Here is a 25,358-nt window from a genome sequence, read left to right on the forward strand (position 1 = left end):
GAAGTTTAGAAAGTGAGGTGAAGGTTCACGCCAAAACTTTTAATAGAAGGGGTTTCCAGTTCGGTACTTGTACTGGTCCATTGGTCAAGATCGATGTTCCTGGCGCTTTTGTCTTTGGCATGGTACCAGAGGTTGCGGCCAACCACCGACAGGGAAGCTGCATTGAAGAACTTTTGTTTTGACAGCAATTTTTGGGGTACATTATAGGTAATGATCACTTCTCTTAGTTTCATAAAGGATTTATCAACCAGGTTGGCAATACTGCTTCCCAGTATCCTTTGGCAAATGATTCCCATTTAATGGTTTTAGCGTTGCCCTTAAAGGTCCTGGTGTCTGAAATGACATTACCATCTCCATCGACGACCAATGTGCCGCCGGTAATGTTAACACCTTGTCCGACATAAGTACCGGCATAACCCACCGTATTACGGTTGTTCCAGTCAGCCAGGCGGTATTCATTGGCCGATTCAGGATGAGCGCCAGCCTGCCATTGCTTTTGGTTCAGATAATTGACCAGTTTGCCTCCATAGCGACCATCTACCATAAAGCCAAGGCTAACATTTTTGTAACGGAAAGTATTTTGTAAGCTGGCCATCCATTTTTCATTGCCCAAACCCACCAGTGTAGTATAGTTATTGAACAAAGGCCTTCCATTGCTGGCATTATAAACGATTTGTCCGTCCGGTGATTTTTGGAAATCGGAAAGAAACAACATGTCGGTTCTTTCACCCACTTTTACCCGGTTATAGGATTTTAAGGTATCGTACACTTCTTTCAGGTAACGCTGTTGTGTTGACCAGTTGATCGTTACATCCCAGCTGAAGTTTTGTTTCTTTATGGGCGTAGCTGTTACGATCAATTCTACACCTGTGCGTTTGTAGGTCAACCCGTTTCGCTGCAATGAAGTAACACCGCTGCTGGAAGACAGGGGAAGGTAAAAGATAGAAGGGCCTTCAATATTTCTGAAATAGGTAATATCCATACCCAGTCTGTTATTGAACAAACGCAGGTCGGCGCCAAATTCCAATGCCTTGTTAAATTCAGGCAAAATTTCCGGATCATACAAAGTACCGCCATAATACAGGGAGGGGTTTCCATTCCATCTTACACCGGTAGAATAGACAGGGGATAAAGAATACAGGCCAAGATCGGTTCCCACTTTAGCATAGGAAGCTCTGATCTTTGCAAAAGAAACAAAAGCAGGCAGCTTCACCATTTCGGATATAAGTGCACTCAATGAAACAGATGGATAGAAGTAGGAGTTATTTTGCTTTGGCAGTGTTGAAGACTGATCCATGCGCCCTGTTAAACTCAGGAAGAGCATTTTCTTGTAGTCAAAGTCGGCATAACCATATATGCTTTTACGCTGGTAAGCCGATTTGCTTGTTTCTGCAGAAGGTTGGTCAACACTGTTTTGAACGGTCCATAATTGTGGCACCAACAAACCATTATTGGTATGGCTGTATTGGTAATTTGTTTTCCTGGATAAGAGGTTGGCGCCCACTGATCCTTTGAAGGAGAAATTCCGGTTAATGTCCTTATTGTAAGTAGCCAATACATCGGTATTATTCTCCCAGAAAAAACTGAATGATTCATTATAGCCGCCTTTCTGAAAATAATTACCATCGCCATTATACTGGGAGGTAGAGATGGGGAAACGGTTTTGGCGGTTGAGGTAGTTGGTGCTGACATTTGTACGGAAGTGAATATCCAGGTTATCCGTGATATTGTATTTTAGTTTGGCATAACCATAAATATCATCTTTATAATAGCCTTGCAATTGCTCATAAGCTGTAAACCAGGGGTTACTATATTGATAGTATTCCACATTTTTCTGTTGGGTTCCTACTTTACCCGGTTGCCAGTAATCCCTAAGGTCGCGAACATCATAATTGGCTGCGCCCCAAACCATCATGGAATAGATGGGACTGGCCGGCTGGTAAGCAAACCTGGGATAATTGGGTGTGTATTGTTTATTGTAGTTGATATTGGCTTCCAGCCTCAATTTTTCAGAGATGTTCAACCCGCCTGAAAAATTGATGTTGGTAGTATTGAGCTTTGTATTGGGCACCTGGCCACGCTGGTACAGCTGGGTCATGGAGAAACGGATATCCCCTTTATCATTGTTGGCTGAGATGGCGAGGTTATTGGAAGATAAAATTCCATTCTGCAGAAAGTTGTGCAGGTTGTTTTTGCCTTTCGCTGTCCAGGGCAAGGGGATCAGTTTACCGGTAGAGGGGTCAACTTTACTATCCCATTGATTGATGAGTTGACCTTCAAAATGGGGCCCCAAACATCATAGTCGGCATCATTGGTACCACTGCCCTTACCATCCACAAATTCATATTGAAAGTTGGAGCCGGGGCCATATTCGGATTGCAAACCGGGTTCGGCGTTAAAGCCTGTTTGAAGCTGGGTACTTGAGTTGAATTCTATGGAGTAGCCCCGTTTATTTTTGGAACCTCTTTTGGTGGTAATTTGAATGGCTCCATTGGCCCCGGCTGACCCATACAAAGCGGCAGCAGACGGTCCCTTCAACACAGAGAAACTTTCGATGTCATCCGCGCTCAGGTTCCAGGAATCAGAATTGATGGGAACACCATCTACTACTATAATGGTACCTCGTCCACGCAATGCAATACCTGGATCGCCGAAAAGGTTGGAAGAAGCGGCAACACGCAGGCCTGCTACTTTACCTGTCAACGAATTGAGGACATTGGGCTCTCTCGCTTTCACCAACTCATTGCCTTTTACCTCTTGCACAGCGTAGCCAACCGCCTTTTTTTTTTTTAATACCCAGGGCCGTTACTACCACCTCATCCAGGGCTTCTTTGCCTTGCTGCAGTTGCAAGTCGATGGAGGATTGTCCTTTCAGCAGTACTTCCTGTGAAGCATAGCCAACCCTACTAAAAACAAGGGTACCGTTTGCAGGCGCATTAATGGTAAACCGTCCCTGAAGGTCGGTACTGGTTCCCGACGCAGATCCTTTTACAATTACGGATACACCAGACAAAGGTTGATTGCCTGGATCGGTAACAACGCCTTTGATCTCGGTTTGGGCAAAGGCAGCCCCCATACCGGCCAATACAGCCACCGCTGTAAGGAGTACCGGCAACATAGTTAGTTTTAGCAGTTTCATTGCAGTTGTTTTGGGATTAAGAAACGTGTTTAGTATATGTATCCTTTGTTTAGTATAAATATACTACTAATTACTAAACAAAAGTTTAGTATTAGTAAACATTATTACGCAATCGTGTGCTCTTGTAAAGACAAACGTTTGCGGAATTTCGTAATCCTAAGCAGGTGGGCGTAATTCTGAAGGGGAGCAGGAAAATCTACTGGAAATAAAGCAGTGGCTATTGATCGCAGCTCATCCCGGGGAGGTTATTTATGGCCATCTATAAAAAGAAATAAACGACGAGCATCAGGGCATCGCCGTCGCCAATATTGGCCAGTTTGTGCGGCATCCGGCTGTCTAAAAAAATGGATTCGCCTTCACTGAAAACGTAGCTTTTGCCATCGACATGGTATTCTACTTTCCCTTTTACCATGTAGTTGTATTCAACCGATTCCGATTGTATCAACTTGTTTCGCCGGGCTCCTTTTTCATTTCGAGCAAAACAAAATCAACCGGGACGCTTTGAATAGTACGGGTAAAAACGCGGTGATACAAAAACCTTTGGCATATTCTTTTCAAAGGTCTGGTAGTCTTTAGGCGATTTGAAGGTAACCTTGGCCTGGGTTTTCTTTTTGGGGTGATGTCTTTAAAAAATCGGTCAGGTCAAGATTCAATGCCTGCACGATGCTCATTAATACCGAGAGGGAGGGAACCGCGCGGTTGTTTTCAATCTGCGAGATCAGGCCCTTACTGACATCGGCTTTACTGGCCAGTTCCTGCACAGTAATGTTCTTTTGCTTGCGGATCACTTTGATCTTATTGCTAATCTGTAAGAGCATGTCTTCCTGCATAAATTATCTTTTTCAGCGATAAATATATCGGTTCCCGTTCTAATTTCAAGAAGTTCAGGCTTTTCAGGTTTTTACGACCGTATTTTTCAATGAGGTACTCCGGCCTGTTTTGACCGTTATTGGCTACCATGCCTGTTTTTGTCTGCTTATGACGGAGGTGTTCATATTGGTGTCTGTAGAAAAAGGGCCGAAGCCCTTACTGATAGACGCGGCCGGGCACGGGGGAAGGGCCTGGCGGCTGGTGCTGACCATGAGGATGCGGCCTTTGTACTGCCTTTCAAAGGCCGCCTGGCGCCCAGGGCCAACAACGAAGACGGTACACTGCTCAATGCCGACCAACGCGCAAGTAGTGGAAGCCACGAGATAATACTTCATAACAAAACATTTAAAAATGAAAAATAACAGCAAAAGCTGCCTGCAGCATTCAATGCAGCATGAGCGCAAGGCCAAAAAGGACCGGAATAAATGCGCGGCATACATTGGCAGAACCGACTTGCAGCAGCTGGTGCGGGACAGGTCGATGCTGGCTGGTACTGAAGCTTTATGCCGGACCGTTTTTGGCGGCCGGTGGGGGAAGGCAGCAAGGCAAGGAGGCAGTGGGCAACGAGGAGAAGAAGTTGCTGGCTGGGTTTGCAGTTGCCGGTTACTGTAGACAGATTTTTTAGGATGGGTGGGTAGGCGGGGGCGGATATGGGTTGGTGTGGGCCGGCATGCTGCATTATTTTGCTGGCGGTTTTTGATGTTTTTGGGAGGAAGTGATCGGGGCTGGTACGAGGTGCGGGTGGGGTGAGGAGCAGTGGATGGTGGTGGCACTCAAGAGCTGGCGGGGTGATCAGGCAGCAGGAGGCAGTTGTAACTGGTTGGCGGAATACTTGTTTCTCAGCAGCGCGTGACAGGCTTCCGCAGAGCGGAGATGTTGTGCTGGCTGAGGGTACGGGTTCCCGTAAATAATTGGCATCTGCGCCGATTATCTTGCGATTGTTTCGGTCTGGTTGATGCAGGGACTTAATGCTCTGCCGATTTCTTGAAATCTTCCTAATAATTAAACTCCAAATTATGAAAAATGCCTCTTAGTAATTTTGATCAGTCTAGCCATTGCCTGCGGCAAATCCAGTGATGCAGACACAGAAACACCTAATCCCAATAACGGTGGAGGTTCGACCGGATGTGGCACTTATAACGGGAAAACTCTTTACAAAGGGGCAGGTGGTGGCTGCTACTATTTCAATAGCAATGGCAATAAAACCTATGTTGATCTTTCGAAATACCATTGTTAATATGCTACCAGGAAAACCATAGAACCCTACTTCCCCTACTGTCGTAGGGAAGAAGCTAAATAGAACTATGCTAATTTAGCACTGAAGTAACAACCGGAAGCGGATTTATGGAAACTGGGAGATATTGAAATGGCCCAATTACTACACAAATGCTTACGCCCCCGGGGCGTGCTTTTCGGTTCATAGTTCATCTACTCGCCTTATGGCCCAATCATGACCTACGCTGTTAAAAATATCCCAGCCGAATCCGATTATCTACTCCCCAACAGCAGGATCAGGCGGCTACTGTATTCTCCAGGCGAATTGACTATAATGTGATAATCTTCTTATATGGATTGAATAAAAGGGAGCCGATCCAAACTAGCACCTCACACTATATATTTTTCTTGAAAAAGTGACGAATTTTACCCAGCGTCAGTTGACCGGCAATCATGTCACCACCACGTCGAGGAACTTCTGAAGGAGTATTTCCTGATCAGTCTTAACGATGGTGGCCCAATACCATAAATATCCTGGATGGTAGCTGAGGGCTGTCAGGAGAGCAGTAAGCCTATATCATAGTTATCTTTGGAAACAGTAAGCGGGAGGCTGCTTATTTTCGCGTCGAAGAGGGCAGATAATTTAAGAACTGTTATCCTGGAACAACTGGTTATATTGTAATACCTTGGTTTTGAAGAGCGGCCAGCAGTCGTCGAGCATCCTTTCAAATCTTATTATTGGGGTCAGACGACTCATGATGGTAAAAAATCATAAGTTCGCGGTGAAAAGACTTGTGCGTCAAGGCTTTTTAGTCGTTGATCAGGCGGCTCTTAATTGTACCATTGTGGAATTGAAATTTACCACGCCCCCGTAACCCCAGCGGTTTGCAAAGCCTCTTAATTGTACCATTGTGGAATTGAAATCTTGGTATGTACGCTTAACTAATACAATATCAAAGGCTCTTAATTGTACCATTGTGGAATTGAAATAAACCTACAATCGTAACACAGCCAGATTTGCGTTTTTCTCTTAATTGTACCATTGTGGAATTGAAATATGTTTGCGAGTGGGAATGTAAAGATTCCTGGTTTTCTCTTAATTGTACCATTGTGGAATTGAAATTCTTTTTATTGTTTAAATTGTGAAATGACATTATACTCTTAATTGTACCATTGTGGAATTGAAATAACGTTGTTGTATCGGTAATGATTGCTTCTCCTTGTCTCTTAATTGTACCATTGTGGAATTGAAATAAGGGAGGTCCAGGGTAGCAGCCACAGCGGCAGCTTCTCTTAATTGTACCATTGTGGAATTGAAATAGACATCTCCTGTGGGGATCGATGCTCCGATCCAAGGCTCTTAATTGTACCATTGTGGAATTGAAATGTGGTGCGCGTAATTGTTGTACACCCTGTGACCGGTCTCTTAATTGTACCATTGTGGAATTGAAATATTACTTAGTTTCATTTGGAGTATCCGCGGTGCCTTCTCTTAATTGTACCATTGTGGAATTGAAATATTTCGCAGCATTATTTAGACCAGAAAATAAAACGCGACTCTTAATTGTACCATTGTGGAATTGAAATGTATCATACTACTATAGAACGAGCCCGTAATGAGGCCTCTTAATTGTACCATTGTGGAATTGAAATGATGCAGTACAGGGTTCATATGAGTTCCCAAGAGCCTCTTAATTGTACCATTGTGGAATTGAAATTTTTTAATCGCCGCTCTGAAGACTTGGCCTCCTGGTCTCTTAATTGTACCATTGTGGAATTGAAATCCGCTTCGTCGTAGGTGTCAAAAAGGGCGATTTTAGCTCTTAATTGTACCATTGTGGAATTGAAATACACTTTCGATCCGAGGGTATCTAACAAATGGAATGGCTCTTAATTGTACCATTGTGGAATTGAAATCCGATGCGGTCGGGTTAAAGGGTACAGGACCGGCATACTCTTAATTGTACCATTGTGGAATTGAAATGGATAGCTTTACAGAAAATGGTGACGAAGGAGATACTCTTAATTGTACCATTGTGGAATTGAAATGGGCGGTAGAACTATTGCCAAGTGCTTCCATGTCGAAGCTCTTAATTGTACCATTGTGGAATTGAAATAAAACAAACAGAAGGAGACACCTAAGAAAATTAAGAACTCTTAATTGTACCATTGTGGAATTGAAATATGATTCCCTCTTGCGTAAAAATGCGAACAGGCGTCTCTTAATTGTACCATTGTGGAATTGAAATAAAATGCTTAAAAATACCCTTTTGATTTTAAATATCTCTTAATTGTACCATTGTGGAATTGAAATTTCGGTTGGGAATAATTGGTTTAGAAACAGGTCGTCGCTCTTAATTGTACCATTGTGGAATTGAAATTCCTAAAATAGCTATTATGGATACTATTGTTATCGCCCTCTTAATTGTACCATTGTGGAATTGAAATAAAACGAATTCGCCATTTTCCAAAGAATAAAGAAAACTCTTAATTGTACCATTGTGGAATTGAAATTTATTTCGCCAATCCTTACCATATAATTGCCCTCTCTCTTAATTGTACCATTGTGGAATTGAAATACCTCGAAGTAGATGCCATCCACCCAGGTAAATAAATCTCTTAATTGTACCATTGTGGAATTGAAATATGGTATGGCTTCTTGTGCTTGTAATAGCATTTAATTCTCTTAATTGTACCATTGTGGAATTGAAATAACATGATTTACGATTTTTGGATGTAAGTGGCAAACTCTTAATTGTACCATTGTGGAATTGAAATGAAACAAACAATCCTTCGTCTCCCTGGTCACCACAACTCTTAATTGTACCATTGTGGAATTGAAATAACATGATTTACGATTTTTGGATGTAAGTGGCAAAAGCTCTTAATTGTACCATTGTGGAATTGAAATTTTAAGAAAAATGTAAAGAAAAATGATGTAGGGCAGCTCTTAATTGTACCATTGTGGAATTGAAATTGTACAAATACAAAAAAACGATATAACACAATTAAACTCTTAATTGTACCATTGTGGAATTGAAATATTACACCACGGCTAGACTATAGCCAAGGAAACAACTCTTAATTGTACCATTGTGGAATTGAAATATTACTTATTTTCAATGGGAGTGTCTGCGGTGCCTCTCTTAATTGTACCATTGTGGAATTGAAATTGCTAGTAACAACGACGGGTGACTACAATATAGAAGCTCTTAATTGTACCATTGTGGAATTGAAATTAGGATATAGGCCTGCCCCGTAGGGCAGGGAGCCGCTCTTAATTGTACCATTGTGGAATTGAAATTTTACTGTTAAGTGGATGGGAAGCGACTACAAGATACTCTTAATTGTACCATTGTGGAATTGAAATAATATTGTTGATTGCTTATTAACCCTGTTGGTGTACTCTTAATTGTACCATTGTGGAATTGAAATTCCAGAGTATCACCATCGATTGTGCCATGCTCCTCCTCTCTTAATTGTACCATTGTGGAATTGAAATTTGTTGGAAAAGTATCCGACAGGCCAATTCGTCTTTCTCTTAATTGTACCATTGTGGAATTGAAATAAAATATAGCCTTGGTAAGTGTTGGCAGTTTTGCCTCTCTTAATTGGTGTACCTCCGAGTAGCTAAAAATTAAGATATTATAAAAAGTTTACTTTTGGGCTTATCAAAAATGTAAACGTATGGAACAAAAGCAATCAAGTGGCTTATCGAAGGAGCAAAAAATGTTCGCGTTGATAGCTGAACATGAAGCCAGTTCGATGACAGTAAAAGATTTTTGTGAGTTGTATGATCTTTCACCTGGTACATATCACTACTGGCAGAAGAAATATCACGCCCGGTTGGAAGATAAGCCGATGGAGAATCAAAGTAGTTTCACTTTGCTAACAGTGACAGGGCAGCAAGAGGTTTCCATTTCCCAGGATCTCTTTGCGGAATACCGGGGCATCCGTTTTTACCGGGAGCCATCTGTGAGTTTTTTAAAAGCTTTAATCAGTTAACTTATGTTACAGATCAACAACGGCACCCATTACTGGTTGTATCATAAGTGGGCGGATGTAAGGAAGAGTTTTGACGGTTTGAGCGGGCTTGTTACCAACGAACTGGGAATGGAAATTCAGACGGGTGATGTATTTATCTTTTGAACAAACGGCAAACGCACCTGAAGGCGTTAGAATGGGAAGGGGATGGTTTTAGCTTATACTATAAGCGATTAGAGGAAGGTACCTTTGAGTTACCGGCAGGTATTATGGAAGGCACTCACAGTAGTATTACGGCTAAACAATTAAGTATGATCTTACAGGGCGTTTCTTTGAAGAAAGCGTTTTTCGAAAGCGGTACATCGGTACGATGTAATCCTTATGGATCATGGGTTGAATATATTTGACGTTGCCATCGAAAAAATGGCAACGTTTTTTATTTTAAGAAAAACAGGCCGGGTTATCCACATTTTTTGGTGCTGTTTTTAAAATCATTTTTGAATGCGGGTTTATCCACGCATCGGCTGTATAACTTTCGGTTATACGATATAGCTTAAATGCATAGCCGGGCTATCTTTGTATAATGTCAGCAGCAGCAGAAAATATAGATTACAAAGCGCTCTATGAGCAACTGCTTCCAATGCTGCAACTACAGCAACAAAATAATGGACAATTACTACAAAACAACCAGGAGCTATTACAAAGCAATAAAGAATTACGCGATCAGGTAACGCAGCTTCAATATCAATTGTATCAACTAACGAAGTTACTGGGTGGTTTTAAGACTGAGAAGTTTGTTCCTTCCCCTTTACAGCAACAGCAGGAATTAGGCCTTTCCTTTGAGCAGGGGTATAAAGCAACCAACCTTGCTGATGTTCAAAAGATAAGTTACGTAAAGCAAAAACAGGTTCAACGGGAAAACGGGTTAGCCAATGCCTTTCCGGATCATCTACGGGTGGAAGAGACCGTGATAGAGCCTCCGGAAGATGTGAGCGGATGCGAGAAGGTGGGAGAAGAAGTAAAGGAACAGCTTGGCTGGAAGCCGGGAGAAATATTTCTCCAACGTACTATTATCCCTCAGTATAAATGCTCTGTAGCAGAACGGCCTGATCAGCATCGTATAGTGCAGGCGCATCTTCCAGAGCAAGCCTTGTCTAAGAGCATTGCCACGCCGGAGTTGTTAGCACAGATCATTATAGATAAGTTTATAGATCATAAACCGCTGAATCGTCAGTTGGACTGCTTCAAGAGAAGTAATGTCACCATTGCTTATTCAACCATTACCGATTGGGTACGGCAGGTTGCGAACGTGGTAGCGCCACTGGGCCATCTGCACCTGCATGAGATGTACCAATATGATTATTGGCATGGTGATGAAACAACCATACAGGTTCTGGACAGGAATAAGAAGAAAGATACCCACCAGGGGTATTACTGGACGTACTTAACGCATAACGGGCAACTGATCTACTTTGATTATCATCGGGGGAGGGATACATTGGCAGCCAAACATATCTTACAACATTTTAAGGGTCACTTGCAGGTAGATGGTTATGATGTCTATGAAGAGTTGGACATCAAAGGAATACATGTGTTCTTTTGTATGGCCCATGCCCGTCGTCATTTTTATGAGGCGAAAGGCAATGATAAAGTTCGGGCAGAATATGCTTTGACCGAGATAGCGAAGCTTTATAAGATCGAGGAGCAATGTAGAGAAGAGCAGCTCAACCCGGACCAGATCAAAGTGCGGCGGACAGAACAATCTGTGCCTATTTTAAAAGAACTGGGAGAGTGGATGAAGCAGGAGTATGTAAAGCTAAAACCGAAAAGCCCTATAGCACAGGCTATAGCTTACAGCATCAAACGCTGGGACGGCTTAAGTCTCTATGCCTCTACTAATCATTTGCATATTGATAATAATCCCATAGAGCGCTGTATGAAAAACCTGGCTGTCGGACGCAAAAACTACCTGTTCTGTGGCTCGCATGAAGCGGCCAAAAGAGCAGGCCTCTTATACTCGCTGCTGGTTACCTGCAAACTTAATACCGTAAACCCTTATGAGTGGCTCCGCGAAGTGCTTAGTCATAACATCAACGAGATGACTACCGCGCAACTCAGGAAACTCTTACCCCACCAGTGGAAAAAACACAAGCCATCACTACGGCTTAAAGCAAAATTAGGCAACTAAACAATACGATTTTTAGGCTACTCGGAGACACACCTTAATTGTACCATTGTGGAATTGAAATACTAGCCAAGGCAATCGCCACCCCTCTTCCCAAGTTCCTCTTAATTGTACCATTGTGGAATTGAAATCAATATCTGCCATTACACTGCTGCTGCTGGTGTTATCTCTTAATTGTACCATTGTGGAATTGAAATTGCCTATTAGCATACTTAGGCGTAAGAGGAGTAGGATACTCTTAATTGTACCATTGTGGAATTGAAATTAAAAACGGGAGGGAAACCTCCCCATAAAAAAAAACCTCTTAATTGTACCATTGTGGAATTGAAATGGAAGTAATAAGCAACTCATCGTCCGAAGCAGAACTACTCTTAATTGTACCATTGTGGAATTGAAATTGTACAAATACAAAAAAACGATATAACACAATTAAACTCTTAATTGTACCATTGTGGAATTGAAATCATAATTTTGTTGGATAACAGCCGAATAGATATATTCTCTTAATTGTACCATTGTGGAATTGAAATTTTGAAAACCCAGGCCGGTCGTACCGGTTGTGTTCTCTTAATTGTACCATTGTGGAATTGAAATAGCGGATTTGAACACACTTAAATATAAATGCAAAAACTCTTAATTGTACCATTGTGGAATTGAAATTCGTTGTTCAGTTTTTGGTAGGGCAAAACCGCCATCTCTTAATTGTACCATTGTGGAATTGAAATGGCGTTCGATAAACTTTCCGATGCAGATAAGAAGGGACTCTTAATTGTACCATTGTGGAATTGAAATATGGGTACCTCACTTATGGCTACGAGGTTCTTGTCACTCTTAATTGTACCATTGTGGAATTGAAATGAGAATATACCCAGTGATGCAGTGTACTATGATTCCCTCTTAATTGTACCATTGTGGAATTGAAATTTAAGAACGGCAGCGAGGAAACGGTCGCAGCATTGGACTCTTAATTGTACCATTGTGGAATTGAAATAAGCCTATTTTATCAAGCGCGGATTTGAATACTGACTCTTAATTGTACCATTGTGGAATTGAAATGAACCTTTACTCTATAATACTCATAGGGTACCCCAACTCTTAATTGTACCATTGTGGAATTGAAATAGCAATATGCAGGATTGGAAGGCGAGGAAGTAGAAACTCTTAATTGTACCATTGTGGAATTGAAATTTCCTACGGCTGACCTATTCGACAGGATGAAATCGCTCTTAATTGTACCATTGTGGAATTGAAATGTGTCTACCAGTACCTCGTGGTACCGGCCTGCTTTCTCTTAATTGTACCATTGTGGAATTGAAATGCTGTAGGAATAATCCCTACGGCGTCTTTGTGTTCGCTCTTAATTGTACCATTGTGGAATTGAAATTGTATCACATGGCTGGTTACATGAACCCCTAGGCCTCTTAATTGTACCATTGTGGAATTGAAATGGGATTACGGAACGGTAGTGATAATGTTGTTTTAGGTCTCTTAATTGTACCATTGTGGAATGAAAATCTCTCTTAATACGGTTTCCCGTAATACCAAGAATCTACTTAACTGTACCTTTCGTGGGTCAAAAAGATGAATAACCATTGTAGCATTAAAGAGAAAGTACACAAATGCACTATCAGCCTTGCAAATGCCGGAAGTGCGCGATTCTGAATAAAAAGTTAGACTCCCTTTAGTACACCGAGCAACTTTAGTTGTTATTGTAACAGGGGTTGACCTTTATTTTATGGCCTGGTCTATTGTAGTGGCAACCAATAAGCAAACCCTAACACATATATGTATTATATCATTTTGCTAACTCTTTGAACCTGCCCCCGAATCCTTTAGCCTTGAATCGGAAGTAACAGATGTGCAAAAATGAGGACAATGAGACATAGTATCCATGCTAAATTTATTAATATTTGCAAAGAAGGCCTTGCTCCTTAAATACCTCACCTGCCTTATGCGATTGCTATTAACCTTATACAGCCCTGAACATAAACCGGTAATTCCGATCAATTACCAATACCCACTTAGCGCAGCCATTTACAAGGTCATTCAAAAGGCTGATACTGGCTATGCAGCCTTTCTCCACAATACAGGCTATGGCAAATCAGGCTCAGCCAAGCAATTCAAATTATTCACATTCTCCGATATCAGGGGGCCTTTTGCACCTCCTACCAACGACCGGTTATACCTCAAAAGTCAGGAAATAAAAGTGATAGTTTGCTTTCACGTACCTCATGCCGCAGAAAGCTTTGTGAAAGGGCTATTCATGAACCAGCAGCTTGAAATTGCCGATACCGGCTCCCGCTCAGTATTTACGATCAGGCAGGTAGAGGCATTGCCTTCTGGGCTTTCTGCAGAAAAGAACACACCTGTTTTACTTCAACCCATATCGCCGATAGTAACAGGCGTAAAGAATGACAGGGGACACTACGACTACCGAAGTCCGCAAGATGTAGACTATACAACTTGCCTGCTGCACAACTGGATTGAGAAATACCTTGCTGCCAATCCGGATACGGAAGAGACAGCAGCCGGATTACGTAATCAGGTGGCACTGGAAGTAGAATTACTGACCAAACCGCCCCAGGAACGCAAGCCCATTATCAAAGCAGGTACATCAGCGGCCAGCAAACTCAGGGGTATACCCGGTTTATGCTGAAGGTAACGGCACCACATGATATGATCCAATTAGCTTTGAACGCAGGAATCGGCATCCACTCATCTCTTGGCTTCGGCTGTCTTGAAATGGCCGGTTAAAAGGGTTAGTCTTTCACCAAGTTTGCATAAATAAATATCCTTAAATAAAAAATGAGTCTTGAGAACAAGACTCATAAATCCGTCTGGTACAATTATTTATCAATCAGTGCCATATAGCACTTATTTCAATTCCATGACGACGAACTGTTGTAAAGTTAAAAAATCTTCGCGCTTTTCTGTAAATATTCCTTTACTTTACATTAAATATGTAAAGATAAATAAGATATTAAGTGATATACATCACTTTGAAATTATAGAAAAATGGCACAGGAACTTACCACAGATTCAGGCGGTATTATTGATAAAGCGACCATTATTCTATTAATAATCATTAAGATAGATTATTTCGTGAATGAAGGCATGACAGAACAAGATGCGCAAAAACAAGCATTATGCTGGTATGATGAATATTTGACTCAGGATATGAAAGAAGCCGTAATTGTTAAATTCCAATTATATAAAAAGCTGAAAACACCCCATAAAACATATGAGTAGCATTAATTGGCTAACCCATCCTACGGGTGATGTATTTGCCGATATCGGCGGATTGGTGATAGCATACCTGCAGGAACGATCGCCTGAAAAGTCCATACCGGAACTTATAGAATGGGCAACCAGCATTTATGTAAAACAATGGGACAATAACCTGCATAGCTTTTTCCTGAATTCAACCATTACGCATAATTCAAACAAGGGACAAAAAGGCTATGACAAGACAATGGCTTATTACCAAGGTTTACTGGAAGGCGAAAAAGGCATCCCCGGCTATTGCAGGATCACGGGACAGCAAACCACTGTTTACCCAGCCGCGAGAGATAACCATATCATGTCTGGCTCTGCCACACTTATCAACTTTCATCACGGATTTGAAAGCGGGCTGCAATTATCCAAAGAGGCATTGATAAGAATATTCTTTGTCCCGCTGGGCGTAGAACAGGTAGGGGACAAAGTGGCTGCTTTGATAAGCAATAATGAAGAAGTAACCCGGTATTTTGTACACAGAAATGTAGATCAAAACTGGAATGCGCTGGGAAAGAAAATGTCAAAATCCATTGTCAGATCGGACTTCACGAACCCTTCAAATGCATTATTTGATTACGCCACGCAATGCATAGACCATTTACCCGCCGCAGCTTACCAGGAAGACGAAGACATTTCTGATACTAAGAACATTACGCTAAACCTGTATCATTTTACCAATTTTGGAGCGAGCCCAACAATCCACCTCCTATCCCTGCGGTCCACGGTATTTGACTTTTATGCTATTTGTATTTCCCGGTATAAGAAAGATTGGCAACATTTCATCTACAGGCAATACAGCGCCAGGCTCAAGCAGGCTACTTATGACAGTGAACAGGAAATTTGGTTCAACAACAAAGAACAGGCAGATTACGCAACCTTTAAATCCTGGCGTAATAAGATTTATGAAGCGCTGCTAACGGATAATACACAGGTAGTCAGGAACGCATTTCTAAGACATACCAGGAAATACAGCTTCAACTTCCAGATTGTAGAACAATACCAACTAAAAATTCGAAATATGCATAAAGGAACTTTGGCCAAGATCAAAGAACTGGCCGACTTCATTATTGCGGATAGCAGCGATGATGAGATATCAAAATCAATTACGAATATCAATCGTCAAAAGTCGGGCAATGACCTTCGCAGGTATTTATTAAAACTGGTGGGCCTTTATAATGAAAAGCACAGTGATAGTCCAAAACCACTTATAAGCGTAGAGGAATACACGGAATATCTTTTCCCCGACGGCTCTTACTGGAATGAGATCCGTGACATACTCTTAATAGCTATCTATCAGAAATTGCACGAACTGAATAAAAGGTATTGGCTGAAGCCGGTGATCTGGAAAACGTGGAAATAGACTAATTCGGCATTTTCCAATTACGCTGAACATTACAAGATTATTTCATCAAACATTAATAGTATTGACATGAACCTGAAAACACAAGGTTTCGTATTGCTGGATGTAGATGTTGTTGCTCTCAACAATGCAGGCAAAAGCACCTCCAGCAATTTTGACAATGCAGTTGCCACTAAGAAAATTTACAAGAATGGCCGTACTTATACTTATGTATCGGGACAAGCCTGGCGGTATTGGTGGCGGGAAGCCCTGAAAGTAAATGGCTGGGCATTATCTCCTGTAACCCGGGAAAGCAAGATCGCTTTTACCGATGCAGACCCCATACAATATGCAGACGATGATGTATTTGGTTATATGAAAGCGGCCAAGGATGTGGTGCGGGATGAGGAAGGGAATCCAGAACTGGACAAAAAGGGGAAGGAAGTGAAAGAAGATGTTACAGTTACGAGGGTTTCTCCATTAAAGAACTCGGCCATAGTCTCCGTAACAACAGTTTCTCCCGCTGAAAACTGGTCGAGCATGGCCAGGCAGGAAGGCGACAGTGTACCCTATGTTAAAGAAGAGTACTCTGCTATCATGAAAGGAATGTTCTCGCTCGATCTTTTCCAGGTAGGCACGTTCGCCACTTATAATAAGACGGGATTCAAGAACCTGACGGAAAAATTGAAAACAGAAGCGCTCAGCAAAGGCGCTACAGAAGTCAATGACCCTTTGTAAAGACCAAAAGCGGTGAACCGCAAAAGCTAGTGCAGTTGGCCAGGAATATCCGGACTAACAGGGTGATTGAAACAATTGCTGCTTTAAAGACGATATCCGGAGGAGCTATGCAGACCAATAACATGGCCGATGTAACTCCTAAATTCATCATTCTTGCTACGATGGCATCGGGCAATCATCCATTCTCTCATGTTGCTGTTAATGAAGGCCAAAGAGGTGAAATTGCTTTGCTTAACGTTGAAGGGCTGAAGGAAGTATTGAATGATTATAAAGCCCAATTTAAAGGAACGATCTTTATTGGCAAGCGGTCGGGATTCCTGGATGACTACAATGATTCATTGAAAGGCCTTGAAAGTGAATTTCCGAACGTGAAAGTGTTGAGTATAAACCAGGCCATCGATCAGTATTGTGAGCAGGTAAAGACACAACTGCCCTGATATGGAAGTATATAAAATTGATATCAGGAGCTGGACTGCCAGTTTCCGCTATCCCAACCTCATCAGTGGCACGCAACCCACGCTGGAAGTACCGCCCATCAGCACGGTACTGGGCTTGATCAATGCAGCGGCTGGCCAATACCTCCGGCATCAGCAGCTCCAGCTGGGCTATTATTTTGAGTATGAAGCAGCGGGAGAAGACCTGGAAACGATTTACCAGGTAAGCAGCAAAGACGGCAAGCCAACCAATAATGCGAAGTCAAATATTATATACAGGCGTTTCTTATATAATAACTACCTGCGTATATATACCACTGATGCACAAATTGCCGGCTTCTTATCGCAACCCTATTATCAACTGGTGCTGGGACGCATGAACGACCTTGCAACAGTAGAAAAAGTGTGGCGGGTAAACAAACTTGAAAAAGTGGAGCATTCGACAGCCATCAGTGGACAGCTCATTCCACTCAGGTACCAGATGCCGGGGCAAATACAGGCGCTGCCTCAATACTTCACGAACGAATTTCCCCGGAAAAACCTGGGAACAAGCCCCTACTCTATCATTCATCACAAATCCCGATTATCATCCAGGGATATAACCACGTACCTGGATGTGCTACCCGACGGCAAAGAAGTACACATTTACTTTCATGAATTGAATTTCCAATAGGATGGCATTATTGGCTAAATCCACCGATAACCGACAGGGAACTGCCGCCAGAACATTGAAAGAGCATATTGATGATTGTCTGGCTGTTTGGGCATTTATACAGAAAGCGTTTCCGCAAGCGGCTACTTTGTCGGGCATGGGACCGGCATTTTGGGAGGTGCTTCGACTTTCCATCATTCTACATGACACAGGAAAAGCACACCAGGAATTTCAGCGACTTTTACAACAGAAGCCGCACAAATGGAATGCCCAAAGACATGAACTGTTTTCAATTCCTTTTGTGGAAGCGATACTAAAACAGGACAAAGTATTATTGCGCCTGGTAAGATTGGTAGTAGCCGGACATCATAAAGATATTGAGACGTTATTGAACAAAATAAATTATTACCGGGGCCGGATACGGAAGAGAGGTATGATACAGTAGAAGACATGGAAACGTACGAAGAAGCCTTTCGGCAGGTGGATGTAGCGGCCGTACGCCAATTACTGGCCCATTATGGTTTAACTATTGACGAGGTGGAAGCGAAGCCTATTAACCATATTATCTATAGCTATGCCCGAAAACCTGCGAGGTTAAACCAGGATGAATACTTTAAATTGATGCTACTGTTTGGAGGATTGAAATGGTGCGACCACCTGGGCTCAGCAATGGTAACAGACCTGAAAATGATTGAATATGCTGATTTCGCATTCCTTGAACAACAACGGAAAGGATTGATTGAAAAGGGAGGAGATCTTTACCAGCACCAAATTTATTGTTCAACTATCTGTGGCAACATCTTGCTTACGGCCCCTACTGGTTCCGGCAAAACAGAAAGCGCGTTATTATGGCTGCGTAATCAGCTTAGGGAGACAGGTCAGGGTAGGATTTTCTATATTCTTCCCTACACGGCCTCCATCAACGCGATGTATCAACGCATTGATAATGCCATGGGTGATGGGAAAGCCGGCATGCTGCATGGTAAGCTGAACGATTACCTGAATAATTACTTTGATGACCTGCAGTATAGTGTTGAGTTAAAAAAGAAAACATTCAAGCCATTAAAGAGAAGTTTAAAAGTGTGGTAACACCGCTGAAAGTAGCTACCCCTTTCCAATTGTTAAAACATTTGTTTGGCCTGAAAGGTTATGAGCAAGGCATCTTTGAAATGGTGGGTTCGTACCTGGTATTTGATGAAATTCATGCTTATAATCCTGAGACACTGGCTCAAATAAAGGTGTTATTGGAATTTGCGACGGGGCATTTGAATGCACGCGTAATGATCATGACGGCTACTATGCCAGCATTTATGCAGGCTATGCTGGAAGGCAGTATTGGGAAACATACCATTGTAAAAGCAGATCGTACAGTGTATGACCAATTTAAACGCCATCGTGTAGAACTGCGAGAAGGTCTACTGGGTGATGGCCTGGCTGAGATCAAAAGACAATTGAGTGCAGGGAAGCAGGTGCTGGTGGTATGCAACACTGTAGGATCATCTCAGCATGTCTTTGAAAAACTGAAAAATGATGTTCCGGACGGCGAGGCTTTGTTATTGCACGGCTCCTTTTCGGGGCTGACCGGGCAAAGAAGGAAAAAGTGTTATTAAGAGGTGGTATACGATTACTGGTAGGTACGCAAGCCATTGAGGTGAGCCTGGATATTGATTATGATATTTTATTTACAGAAGCAGCCCCTATTGATGCCTTGATCCAGCGGTTTGGCCGGGTAAACCGGAGGAGAATAAAAGGTGTGTGCCCCTGCATTGTGTTCACTACAAATCACGACAGTGATTTTTTCATTTACCCAAAGGAAATCATCGGAAAGACTTTACAATCCTTGCAGGGAATTATCACTGCACATGAAGGGGTGATTGATGAATCGGTATTACAGCATTCGATAGATGAAGTATATCCAAACTGGAATGGAACGGACAAGGAAAAGTTTGAAGCTCAATATAGTTATTTGAAGGGAGCGCTGGAGGGCCTTTCGCCCCTATTTGAAGATAAACGTACGGAGGAGGACTTCTACGATCAGTTTGACGGGATCAAAATATTACCTCAAGCGAATCGGGCCGCCTACGAACATTATCTAAACACCTTTGATTTTATCAATGCTGAAAGCCAAAAAGTGCAAATCAGAAAAGGCCGGCTATTGCAGTGGAAGCAAAATGACAACATAAGGTCGGACATTACTGTCTATTCCAGGAACAATAAACAGATGGAACAACGATACCTGATAACCAATAAGAAATACAACGAGGAATTAGGCCTGATAGCAGATGAGGAAGCCCCTGGAATACAGCAGAAATACTCTAGCTTATGACGATCAATGCCACTCTCATCAACCTTTATCATGTATGCCCACGGGAAATGTGGCTGCATGCGCATGGCATCAGGATGGAACATACCAGTGATACGGTTTATGACGGCAAGCTGCTGCATGAAATGAGCTATCCACAGCGGGCTGAAAAGCATACGGAGATTGAATTATCAGCTGTATTACCGGATGGCACCCCGCTTTCCGGAAAGATCGATTTTTACGATGCCAAAGATAAAATCATTCATGAAACCAAGCGTAGCAACAAAGTAGAGGAGGCGCATGAATGGCAGGTAAAATATTATATCTGGCTTCTTGAGTTGAACGGGATTACGGACGCGCATGCGATATTGGAATATCCAAAACTGCGGCAAACTGATGAAGTATGGCTTGGCCAGGCAGACAGGTCTTATTTACAGGAGATTGTCCCGGCGATAAAGCTATTGTTGAAAAACGATGCGTGCCCTCAGCGCATTGATGCAAAGATCTGCAAAAGTTGTAGTTATTATGATCTGTGTTATGTGGGAGAATAAAACCAGCAAGAATGATTTGAATTTAATGACTCATGAAAAAATCTTACTACCTGTTCAATCCTGGCCGTATGAGCAGGAAGGATAATACGCTTAAATTTACGCCGGTAGATGAGGAGGGCAAGGAAGGAATGCCCAAATTCATTCCTGTAGAAACGGTAGACAATCTTTATTGCTTTGGCAGTCTGGATGGAAATAGTGCTTTATTCAATTTTTTAGGTCAGCAGCAGGTAAGTGTTCATTTCTTTGATTATTATGAACATTATACGGGCAGTTTTATGCCGAAAGATTATTTGCTAAGTGGTAAGGTATTAATAGCACAGACTGAAATGTACAGCAAGGCCAGGAAGCGGCTGGTATTGGCTCAAAAAATCATAGAGGGGGCAGCTTTCAATATGCTGAAAAACCTTCGCTACTACGATAACAGGGAAAAAGACACTTCAGCACAAATAGATCGCATAGAATCGTTGATGTTAAACATACCCCAGGCAACAGACATTGAAATGTTGATGGGATTGGAAGGCAATATCCGCATTACTTATTATGAGGCTTTTGACCAGATCATCAATGATTTTGAAATGGGCAACCGGACCAGGCAACCTCCATCGAACGAAGTGAATGCTATGATCTCTTTTGTGAATATGATGTGTTACACGCTGTGCCTGGATCAGCTCTATCATACACAGCTAAATCCCACGATCAGTTTTCTGCACCAGCCTGGTTTCAGGCGTTATTCGCTGGCGCTAGACCTGGCAGAAGTGTTTAAGCCTATTCTGTCGGACCGGTTGGTATTTGCATTGCTCAACAAAAAGATCATTGGCAAAGCTGATTTTGACCATAAGCTGAATAGCTGTTTACTGAAAGACAGCGGTCGTAAAAAGGTTGTAAAAGCCTGGGACGAACGGTTGAATGAAACGATCAAGCACCGTACGTTGGGCAGAAGTGTGAGTTACAGGCACCTGGTAAAGCTGGAATGTTATAAACTGGTGAAGCATATATTGGAAATGGAGGAATACAAACCATTTAAAGCATGGTGGTAGATGTATGTAATACTGGTATATGATATAGAAGAAAAGCGCGTGGTTAAGATGTTAAAACTTTGCCGTCAATACCTCAACTGGATCCAGAATAGTGTGTTCGAGGGGGAACTGACGGAGGTGAAGCTGAAAGAATTACTACAGAAAGCCCGGGAGATCATGCAAGAGGACAAAGACAGTATTATTGTCTTTACCAGCCGCCAGGGGAAATGGCTGGACAAACAGGTGGTAGGCAAGGAGAAAAATGAATTGGGCAATATTATTTAGTCGTCGGGGAGGGTAAAATGGTCTATTTTGTTATTGCTACCCGGTTTTACTTTTTGAAAATCAGTGTGCCGTGAAATAGCTATGCACATTCTCCGACTGGTGCATTGGAAAGCGCTTTTCTAGCCGTTTTTGTCGCCAGTGGCTGAAAAACGGGGATTTCTACGGTAGGTGGGGAGGAAAAGCGGGTGAATGTCAGGATATCCACAATTGTGAAAACAGTAAATAAGCAGTAATCATTCAATTACTTAATTTGCCTGCGAATGCACACCAAAGATGAACTGATTAAGCTATATGAGAAGGACAGGGGTGAGTATCTTTGGAAGTATGTGCAAAATAAACATGCCGGAGGACGAAATAACGGTAAGGGCAGCATCTTTGAAAATTTCGTAGCCATTTACAAACTAGCTTATTTGATGCAGGTGAAAGCGGATCCAGAGCTTACATTTATTTCATCGCAGGTAAAAGCCTTTATCGATGATCTCGTGATTGAAAAAATGGCTGAGAAGCTAACCGAATATTATCAGATTAAAGATGTTGCGAACCTTCGCTGGAACAATGGAGATCATCATTTGTCGGACGATGTCGACGTTCAATATGCGCTATGCGCCCAACTTGGTCATAAAGCCCATTTGGAAATTGTAGTTTCCCTGGCCGATGTACAACAGCAGTTGAAAAATAACTTGCCAGTCAACATCCAGCGTAAAGTAACGGTGACCCATTTTGAAGGGGCCAATTCCATCAATAATCTTATCCGCACCAACAGCGAATTCAGAAAGGCCCTGGAAGGCATTTGCGCACTGAAAAATCCTTCCATTGACAAATTGGACCTGATAGGAAGTTTATTGCTGGGCGCATGGGCTGGTGTTGTTCCGGATCGGGTACCCCTGAAACAATATATTGACAGGTGTGTTTCGATCAACCCCAATTTTTTCAAAGGAGGCAACGCACAACTGTCTGATAAACTATCCGGCATATTGAATGGGGATCCCGGGCTTTAAATTTGAAGTGCAAAATAGTTATATTGTCTGGTCTTACCTGGCTACCGACAATGGTACTGTGGGTTTAAGGATCGGCAGTCAGGAATTTGAACAATGGGAAAATGATATTTTTCAACTGGCGCCCATACAAACATTTGAAGATCTCGAACCTTATTTGTCAGTATCATGAGTAGAATGTATTCTTCCATAGCGAAAGACAATAATGTTACCGGTTTGCTGGACGCTGGTAGACACAAGCACCTCCCCAACGGATTATGCGGATACGCTCTTTCAACTGGGTAAAACATTTGGCGAGGTGTTGTCTCGAAAATTAAAAAACAGTCAGACTGTTACACTTGCCTGTACCGTTGAAGATGCAGATTATTTATGCCGGGGTATTTTAGAGCAACTCAATCTTCACAGCGTTGAAGTACGTCTTGTCGTTTTCTGGAATAAGCGATTTAATGCCGGTTCAGAAAATAAAATACCCGTAGCTCCCATTCTAAAAGAATATCATGAAGATCACTACGATCAGTCTAAGGTGATTGTCGTGGTTAAGTCTATTATATCCAGCTCTTGTGTCGTTCGAACCAATCTTACTCATTTAATCGAGCGTGTTACACCGCAACAGATTTTTGTGGTTGCCCCCGTTTTGCTTAAAGGGGCTACTACTGACCTGGAGCAGGAATTTGACCAATCTATCTCCGAAAAGTTTGAATATTTATATTTTGCTGAAGACAGCGAAAGCAATCAACAAGGCATTGTTTTTCCGGGAATCGGTGGTGATGTATATGTTCGGTTGGGATACGAGGATCAAGCGGATAAAAACAGATACGTTCCTCAACTCGTGAAGGAACGGCGTAAAGCAAAATAACATTACACCGAAAACAAATCAAGCATTTGCCGCTGCAATACATCCCCAAGCAGGCGGAGGTGGTAAACTACCGGATCGTTTTTCCTATACCTGGCTTTGCAGAACAAACAGGCGTATTGGTGGTTACCAATTCCTGGCCCGGCAATCGCCATGCTACCGATTACCCACCAGGCCGCAACTGGTATACCGACAAATCGGCTGCCGCCTACTACGATGGGAAAATACAGGGCGGGAAAACGGTTGCCAAGTGGAGGAACGATGTATTGCTGGATTGGGCGAAGCGATTGGAATGGTTAAGGTAAGGCGGCATTGATTGTAGAATCGATCGAATAATCATCCTTTACTCGTTTTTTTAAATTCATCCCATAGAATCGCGGGGATGTCATGGCCTGTAGATTACAGCAAAACCCGCCACAGTGGCGGGTTTTACTTTATCGGCTTTGGAGGTCCCGACCAGATTTGAACTGGTGTAGGAGCTTTTGCAGAGCTCTGCCTAGCCGCTCGGCCACAGGACCCTTTATTTACCCACACCCGGCACCGTATGCCTGATTGGGGTGTGCAAAAGTAGGATATTTGTTGGATATTTGACAACAACAGCAACACATTTTTATGCAACGTATCCCGGAATCGGAACTGATTATCAACAATCGCGGCGCCATTTATCACCTCGATGTACGTCCAGAAGAGCTTGCACACACGATTATTACTGTTGGTGATCCAGACCGGGTACCCCAGGTCAGTAAGCATTTTGACCGCATAGAAGTCCAGCGCAGTCACCGGGAATTTGTAACCCACACGGGCTATATTGGCCAAAAACGGCTGTCGGTGGTTTCCACCGGTATTGGCCCCGATAATATCGACATCGTACTGAATGAACTGGACGCCCTGGTAAATATCGATTTCGACACCCGCACGATCAAACCCGATCATACCACCCTGAATATCATTCGCGTAGGTACTTCCGGCGCCCTGCAGGCCGATATACCGGTGGACAGTTGGGTGGTATCCACCCACGGCCTGGGCATCGACAACCTCCTGAATTTTTACCGCCATGAGGAAAATGACGCAGAAAAGCAGCTCTTGCAGGCCTTTATTACACAAACGCAGCTCAATCACCGCATTTCACAGCCCTATATCAGTGCCGCCAGCGCCACGCTCATGAAGCATTTTGCCGGCGACGGCATCCATGCCGGTATTACCGTGACCTGTCCCGGGTTTTATGGTCCACAAGGCCGCATCCTGCGCCTGGGCTTGAGCAATCCCAATCTTATAGACCGGCTAACGGATTTCAGCTTCGGCCAGCACCGCATTACCAATTTTGAAATGGAAACCTCCGGCATCTATGGCCTGAGCGGGCTGCTGGGCCACCATTGCCTGTCGCTAAGCGCCATTGTAGCCAACCGAATTATTAAAGAATTCTCAAAAGATGGCAGTTTGGCAGTGCAAGGTTTGATCACCAAAACATTAGAAGTGTTGAGTGAAACAGCGAGTGGGAAGTAACTAATGGCGGGCGGGGAGGCA

At 42.8% G+C, this 25,358-nt stretch carries 30 protein-coding genes, 1 tRNA gene, 1 pseudogene and 2 CRISPR repeat arrays; of the genes and pseudogenes, 25 read left to right on the forward strand and 7 right to left on the reverse strand.

Features of this window, described 5'->3' with window-relative positions; all coding sequences use genetic code 11:
• Nucleotides 1–5 precede the first annotated feature (5 nt).
• The 6 genes from RS881_RS35610 to relB form a co-directional block, all read right to left on the reverse strand.
• Complete coding sequence (locus tag RS881_RS35610) at nucleotides 6–233, reverse strand: hypothetical protein (protein WP_315815109.1); 228 nt, start codon at nucleotides 231–233, stop codon at nucleotides 6–8.
• A complete protein-coding gene (locus RS881_RS35615; RefSeq protein ID WP_315815110.1) occupies nucleotides 230–2,293 on the reverse strand; it encodes a SusC/RagA family TonB-linked outer membrane protein in 2,064 nt (687 codons plus the stop codon). Before RS881_RS35615 ends, RS881_RS35610 begins: the two co-directional genes overlap by 4 nt.
• The gene (locus tag RS881_RS35620) at nucleotides 2,221–2,763 is read right to left on the reverse strand and encodes a TonB-dependent receptor plug domain-containing protein (RefSeq protein ID WP_315815111.1); all 543 of its coding nucleotides are present in this window, start codon (nucleotides 2,761–2,763) and stop codon (nucleotides 2,221–2,223) included. Before RS881_RS35620 ends, RS881_RS35615 begins: the two co-directional genes overlap by 73 nt.
• On the reverse strand, nucleotides 2,741–3,139 hold the full coding sequence (locus RS881_RS35625) for a carboxypeptidase-like regulatory domain-containing protein (protein ID WP_315815112.1): 399 nt from the start codon (nucleotides 3,137–3,139) through the stop codon (nucleotides 2,741–2,743). The genes RS881_RS35620 and RS881_RS35625 overlap by 23 nt, the downstream gene beginning before the upstream one ends.
• A gap of 259 nt (nucleotides 3,140–3,398) precedes the next feature.
• The gene (locus tag RS881_RS35630; RefSeq protein WP_315815113.1) at nucleotides 3,399–3,584 is read right to left on the reverse strand and encodes a cupin domain-containing protein; all 186 of its coding nucleotides are present in this window, start codon (nucleotides 3,582–3,584) and stop codon (nucleotides 3,399–3,401) included.
• 127 nt (nucleotides 3,585–3,711) lie between these two features.
• A complete protein-coding gene (relB, locus tag RS881_RS35635) occupies nucleotides 3,712–3,969 on the reverse strand; it encodes a type II toxin-antitoxin system RelB family anti-toxin (protein ID WP_315815114.1) in 258 nt (85 codons plus the stop codon).
• Nucleotides 3,970–4,107: 138 nt separating this feature from the next.
• Here relB and RS881_RS35640 point away from each other — a divergent pair, with 138 nt between their 5' ends.
• From RS881_RS35640 to RS881_RS35750, 24 genes and pseudogenes are all read left to right on the forward strand, one after another.
• Nucleotides 4,108–4,371 carry a hypothetical protein gene (locus RS881_RS35640; RefSeq protein ID WP_315815115.1) on the forward strand — a complete coding sequence of 88 codons (264 nt, stop codon included), beginning with the start codon at nucleotides 4,108–4,110 and terminating at the stop codon, nucleotides 4,369–4,371.
• Entirely contained in the window at nucleotides 4,361–4,621 is a 261-nt protein-coding gene (locus tag RS881_RS35645; RefSeq protein ID WP_315815116.1) for a hypothetical protein, read from the forward strand. The genes RS881_RS35640 and RS881_RS35645 overlap by 11 nt, the downstream gene beginning before the upstream one ends.
• A 427-nt stretch (nucleotides 4,622–5,048) precedes the next feature.
• Nucleotides 5,049–5,246 (forward strand): hypothetical protein, encoded by a 198-nt coding sequence (locus RS881_RS35650; protein ID WP_315815117.1) that lies wholly within the window; start codon nucleotides 5,049–5,051, stop codon nucleotides 5,244–5,246.
• 806 nt (nucleotides 5,247–6,052) lie between these two features.
• Nucleotides 6,053–8,792: a CRISPR direct-repeat array (repeat unit 30 nt; unit sequence CTCTTAATTGTACCATTGTGGAATTGAAAT).
• 119 nt (nucleotides 8,793–8,911) lie between these two features.
• Nucleotides 8,912–9,229 carry an IS66 family insertion sequence element accessory protein TnpA gene (tnpA, locus tag RS881_RS35655; protein WP_315814461.1) on the forward strand — a complete coding sequence of 106 codons (318 nt, stop codon included), beginning with the start codon at nucleotides 8,912–8,914 and terminating at the stop codon, nucleotides 9,227–9,229.
• A 3-nt stretch (nucleotides 9,230–9,232) separates the two neighbouring features.
• Nucleotides 9,233–9,615 (forward strand): annotated as a pseudogene (tnpB, locus tag RS881_RS60370) (IS66 family insertion sequence element accessory protein TnpB).
• Nucleotides 9,616–9,791: 176 nt separating this feature from the next.
• Nucleotides 9,792–11,396: an IS66 family transposase gene (gene tnpC, locus RS881_RS35665; protein WP_315815118.1), complete on the forward strand. Its 1,605-nt coding sequence runs from the start codon at nucleotides 9,792–9,794 to the stop codon at nucleotides 11,394–11,396.
• A 31-nt stretch (nucleotides 11,397–11,427) separates the two neighbouring features.
• Nucleotides 11,428–12,908: direct repeats of the CRISPR family, unit length 30 nt; unit sequence CTCTTAATTGTACCATTGTGGAATTGAAAT.
• Nucleotides 12,909–13,344: 436 nt separating this feature from the next.
• The gene (locus RS881_RS35670) at nucleotides 13,345–14,049 is read left to right on the forward strand and encodes a hypothetical protein (RefSeq protein WP_315815119.1); all 705 of its coding nucleotides are present in this window, start codon (nucleotides 13,345–13,347) and stop codon (nucleotides 14,047–14,049) included.
• Nucleotides 14,043–14,147, forward strand: coding sequence for a CRISPR-associated endoribonuclease Cas6 (locus RS881_RS60375; RefSeq protein ID WP_350339983.1), 105 nt, complete (start codon nucleotides 14,043–14,045; stop codon nucleotides 14,145–14,147). Before RS881_RS35670 ends, RS881_RS60375 begins: the two co-directional genes overlap by 7 nt.
• Nucleotides 14,148–14,408: 261 nt before the next feature.
• A complete protein-coding gene (locus tag RS881_RS35675; protein WP_315815120.1) occupies nucleotides 14,409–14,642 on the forward strand; it encodes a hypothetical protein in 234 nt (77 codons plus the stop codon).
• On the forward strand, nucleotides 14,635–16,029 hold the full coding sequence (locus RS881_RS35680; RefSeq protein ID WP_315815121.1) for a hypothetical protein: 1,395 nt from the start codon (nucleotides 14,635–14,637) through the stop codon (nucleotides 16,027–16,029). Before RS881_RS35675 ends, RS881_RS35680 begins: the two co-directional genes overlap by 8 nt.
• Nucleotides 16,030–16,098: 69 nt before the next feature.
• The gene (cas7i, locus tag RS881_RS35685) at nucleotides 16,099–16,746 is read left to right on the forward strand and encodes a type I-B CRISPR-associated protein Cas7/Cst2/DevR (protein ID WP_315815122.1); all 648 of its coding nucleotides are present in this window, start codon (nucleotides 16,099–16,101) and stop codon (nucleotides 16,744–16,746) included.
• 35 nt (nucleotides 16,747–16,781) lie between these two features.
• Nucleotides 16,782–17,183 carry a hypothetical protein gene (locus RS881_RS35690; protein WP_315815123.1) on the forward strand — a complete coding sequence of 134 codons (402 nt, stop codon included), beginning with the start codon at nucleotides 16,782–16,784 and terminating at the stop codon, nucleotides 17,181–17,183.
• A 1-nt stretch (nucleotide 17,184) separates the two neighbouring features.
• Nucleotides 17,185–17,853, forward strand: coding sequence for a type I-B CRISPR-associated protein Cas5b (cas5b, locus tag RS881_RS35695; protein WP_315815124.1), 669 nt, complete (start codon nucleotides 17,185–17,187; stop codon nucleotides 17,851–17,853).
• Between the two features lies 1 nt (nucleotide 17,854).
• Nucleotides 17,855–18,277 carry a CRISPR-associated endonuclease Cas3'' gene (locus RS881_RS35700; RefSeq protein ID WP_315815125.1) on the forward strand — a complete coding sequence of 141 codons (423 nt, stop codon included), beginning with the start codon at nucleotides 17,855–17,857 and terminating at the stop codon, nucleotides 18,275–18,277.
• 5 nt (nucleotides 18,278–18,282) lie between these two features.
• Nucleotides 18,283–18,921 (forward strand): DEAD/DEAH box helicase, encoded by a 639-nt coding sequence (locus tag RS881_RS35705; protein WP_315815126.1) that lies wholly within the window; start codon nucleotides 18,283–18,285, stop codon nucleotides 18,919–18,921.
• A complete protein-coding gene (locus RS881_RS35710; protein WP_315815127.1) occupies nucleotides 18,915–19,442 on the forward strand; it encodes a DEAD/DEAH box helicase in 528 nt (175 codons plus the stop codon). The genes RS881_RS35705 and RS881_RS35710 overlap by 7 nt, the downstream gene beginning before the upstream one ends.
• A complete protein-coding gene (locus RS881_RS35715) occupies nucleotides 19,433–20,158 on the forward strand; it encodes a hypothetical protein (RefSeq protein WP_315815128.1) in 726 nt (241 codons plus the stop codon). The genes RS881_RS35710 and RS881_RS35715 overlap by 10 nt, the downstream gene beginning before the upstream one ends.
• Nucleotides 20,155–20,685: a CRISPR-associated protein Cas4 gene (gene cas4, locus RS881_RS35720; RefSeq protein WP_315815129.1), complete on the forward strand. Its 531-nt coding sequence runs from the start codon at nucleotides 20,155–20,157 to the stop codon at nucleotides 20,683–20,685. Before RS881_RS35715 ends, cas4 begins: the two co-directional genes overlap by 4 nt.
• Before the next feature lie 32 nt (nucleotides 20,686–20,717).
• Entirely contained in the window at nucleotides 20,718–21,722 is a 1,005-nt protein-coding gene (gene cas1b, locus RS881_RS35725) for a type I-B CRISPR-associated endonuclease Cas1b (RefSeq protein ID WP_315815130.1), read from the forward strand.
• Complete coding sequence (cas2, locus tag RS881_RS35730) at nucleotides 21,723–21,986, forward strand: CRISPR-associated endonuclease Cas2 (protein WP_315815131.1); 264 nt, start codon at nucleotides 21,723–21,725, stop codon at nucleotides 21,984–21,986. It abuts the gene before it with no gap.
• Nucleotides 21,987–22,246: 260 nt separating this feature from the next.
• The gene (locus RS881_RS35735) at nucleotides 22,247–22,984 is read left to right on the forward strand and encodes a hypothetical protein (RefSeq protein WP_315815132.1); all 738 of its coding nucleotides are present in this window, start codon (nucleotides 22,247–22,249) and stop codon (nucleotides 22,982–22,984) included.
• A complete protein-coding gene (locus tag RS881_RS35740) occupies nucleotides 22,965–23,153 on the forward strand; it encodes a hypothetical protein (protein ID WP_315815133.1) in 189 nt (62 codons plus the stop codon). The genes RS881_RS35735 and RS881_RS35740 overlap by 20 nt, the downstream gene beginning before the upstream one ends.
• 33 nt (nucleotides 23,154–23,186) lie before the next feature.
• Nucleotides 23,187–23,837 (forward strand): hypothetical protein, encoded by a 651-nt coding sequence (locus RS881_RS35745; protein ID WP_315815134.1) that lies wholly within the window; start codon nucleotides 23,187–23,189, stop codon nucleotides 23,835–23,837.
• A 26-nt stretch (nucleotides 23,838–23,863) separates the two neighbouring features.
• A complete protein-coding gene (locus RS881_RS35750) occupies nucleotides 23,864–24,139 on the forward strand; it encodes a hypothetical protein (RefSeq protein WP_315815135.1) in 276 nt (91 codons plus the stop codon).
• Nucleotides 24,140–24,278: 139 nt separating this feature from the next.
• On the opposite strand, the gene RS881_RS35755 is transcribed toward RS881_RS35750, so the two are convergent.
• Nucleotides 24,279–24,352, reverse strand: a tRNA-Cys gene (locus tag RS881_RS35755).
• A gap of 94 nt (nucleotides 24,353–24,446) precedes the next feature.
• On the opposite strand from RS881_RS35755, the gene RS881_RS35760 reads away from it, so the two are divergent.
• On the forward strand, nucleotides 24,447–25,337 hold the full coding sequence (locus RS881_RS35760) for a nucleoside phosphorylase (RefSeq protein WP_315815136.1): 891 nt from the start codon (nucleotides 24,447–24,449) through the stop codon (nucleotides 25,335–25,337).
• Nucleotides 25,338–25,358 lie beyond the last annotated feature (21 nt).

This window comes from Paraflavitalea speifideaquila, from assembly GCF_032395985.1.
Taxonomy (GTDB): Bacteria; Bacteroidota; Bacteroidia; order Chitinophagales; family Chitinophagaceae; genus Paraflavitalea; species Paraflavitalea speifideaquila.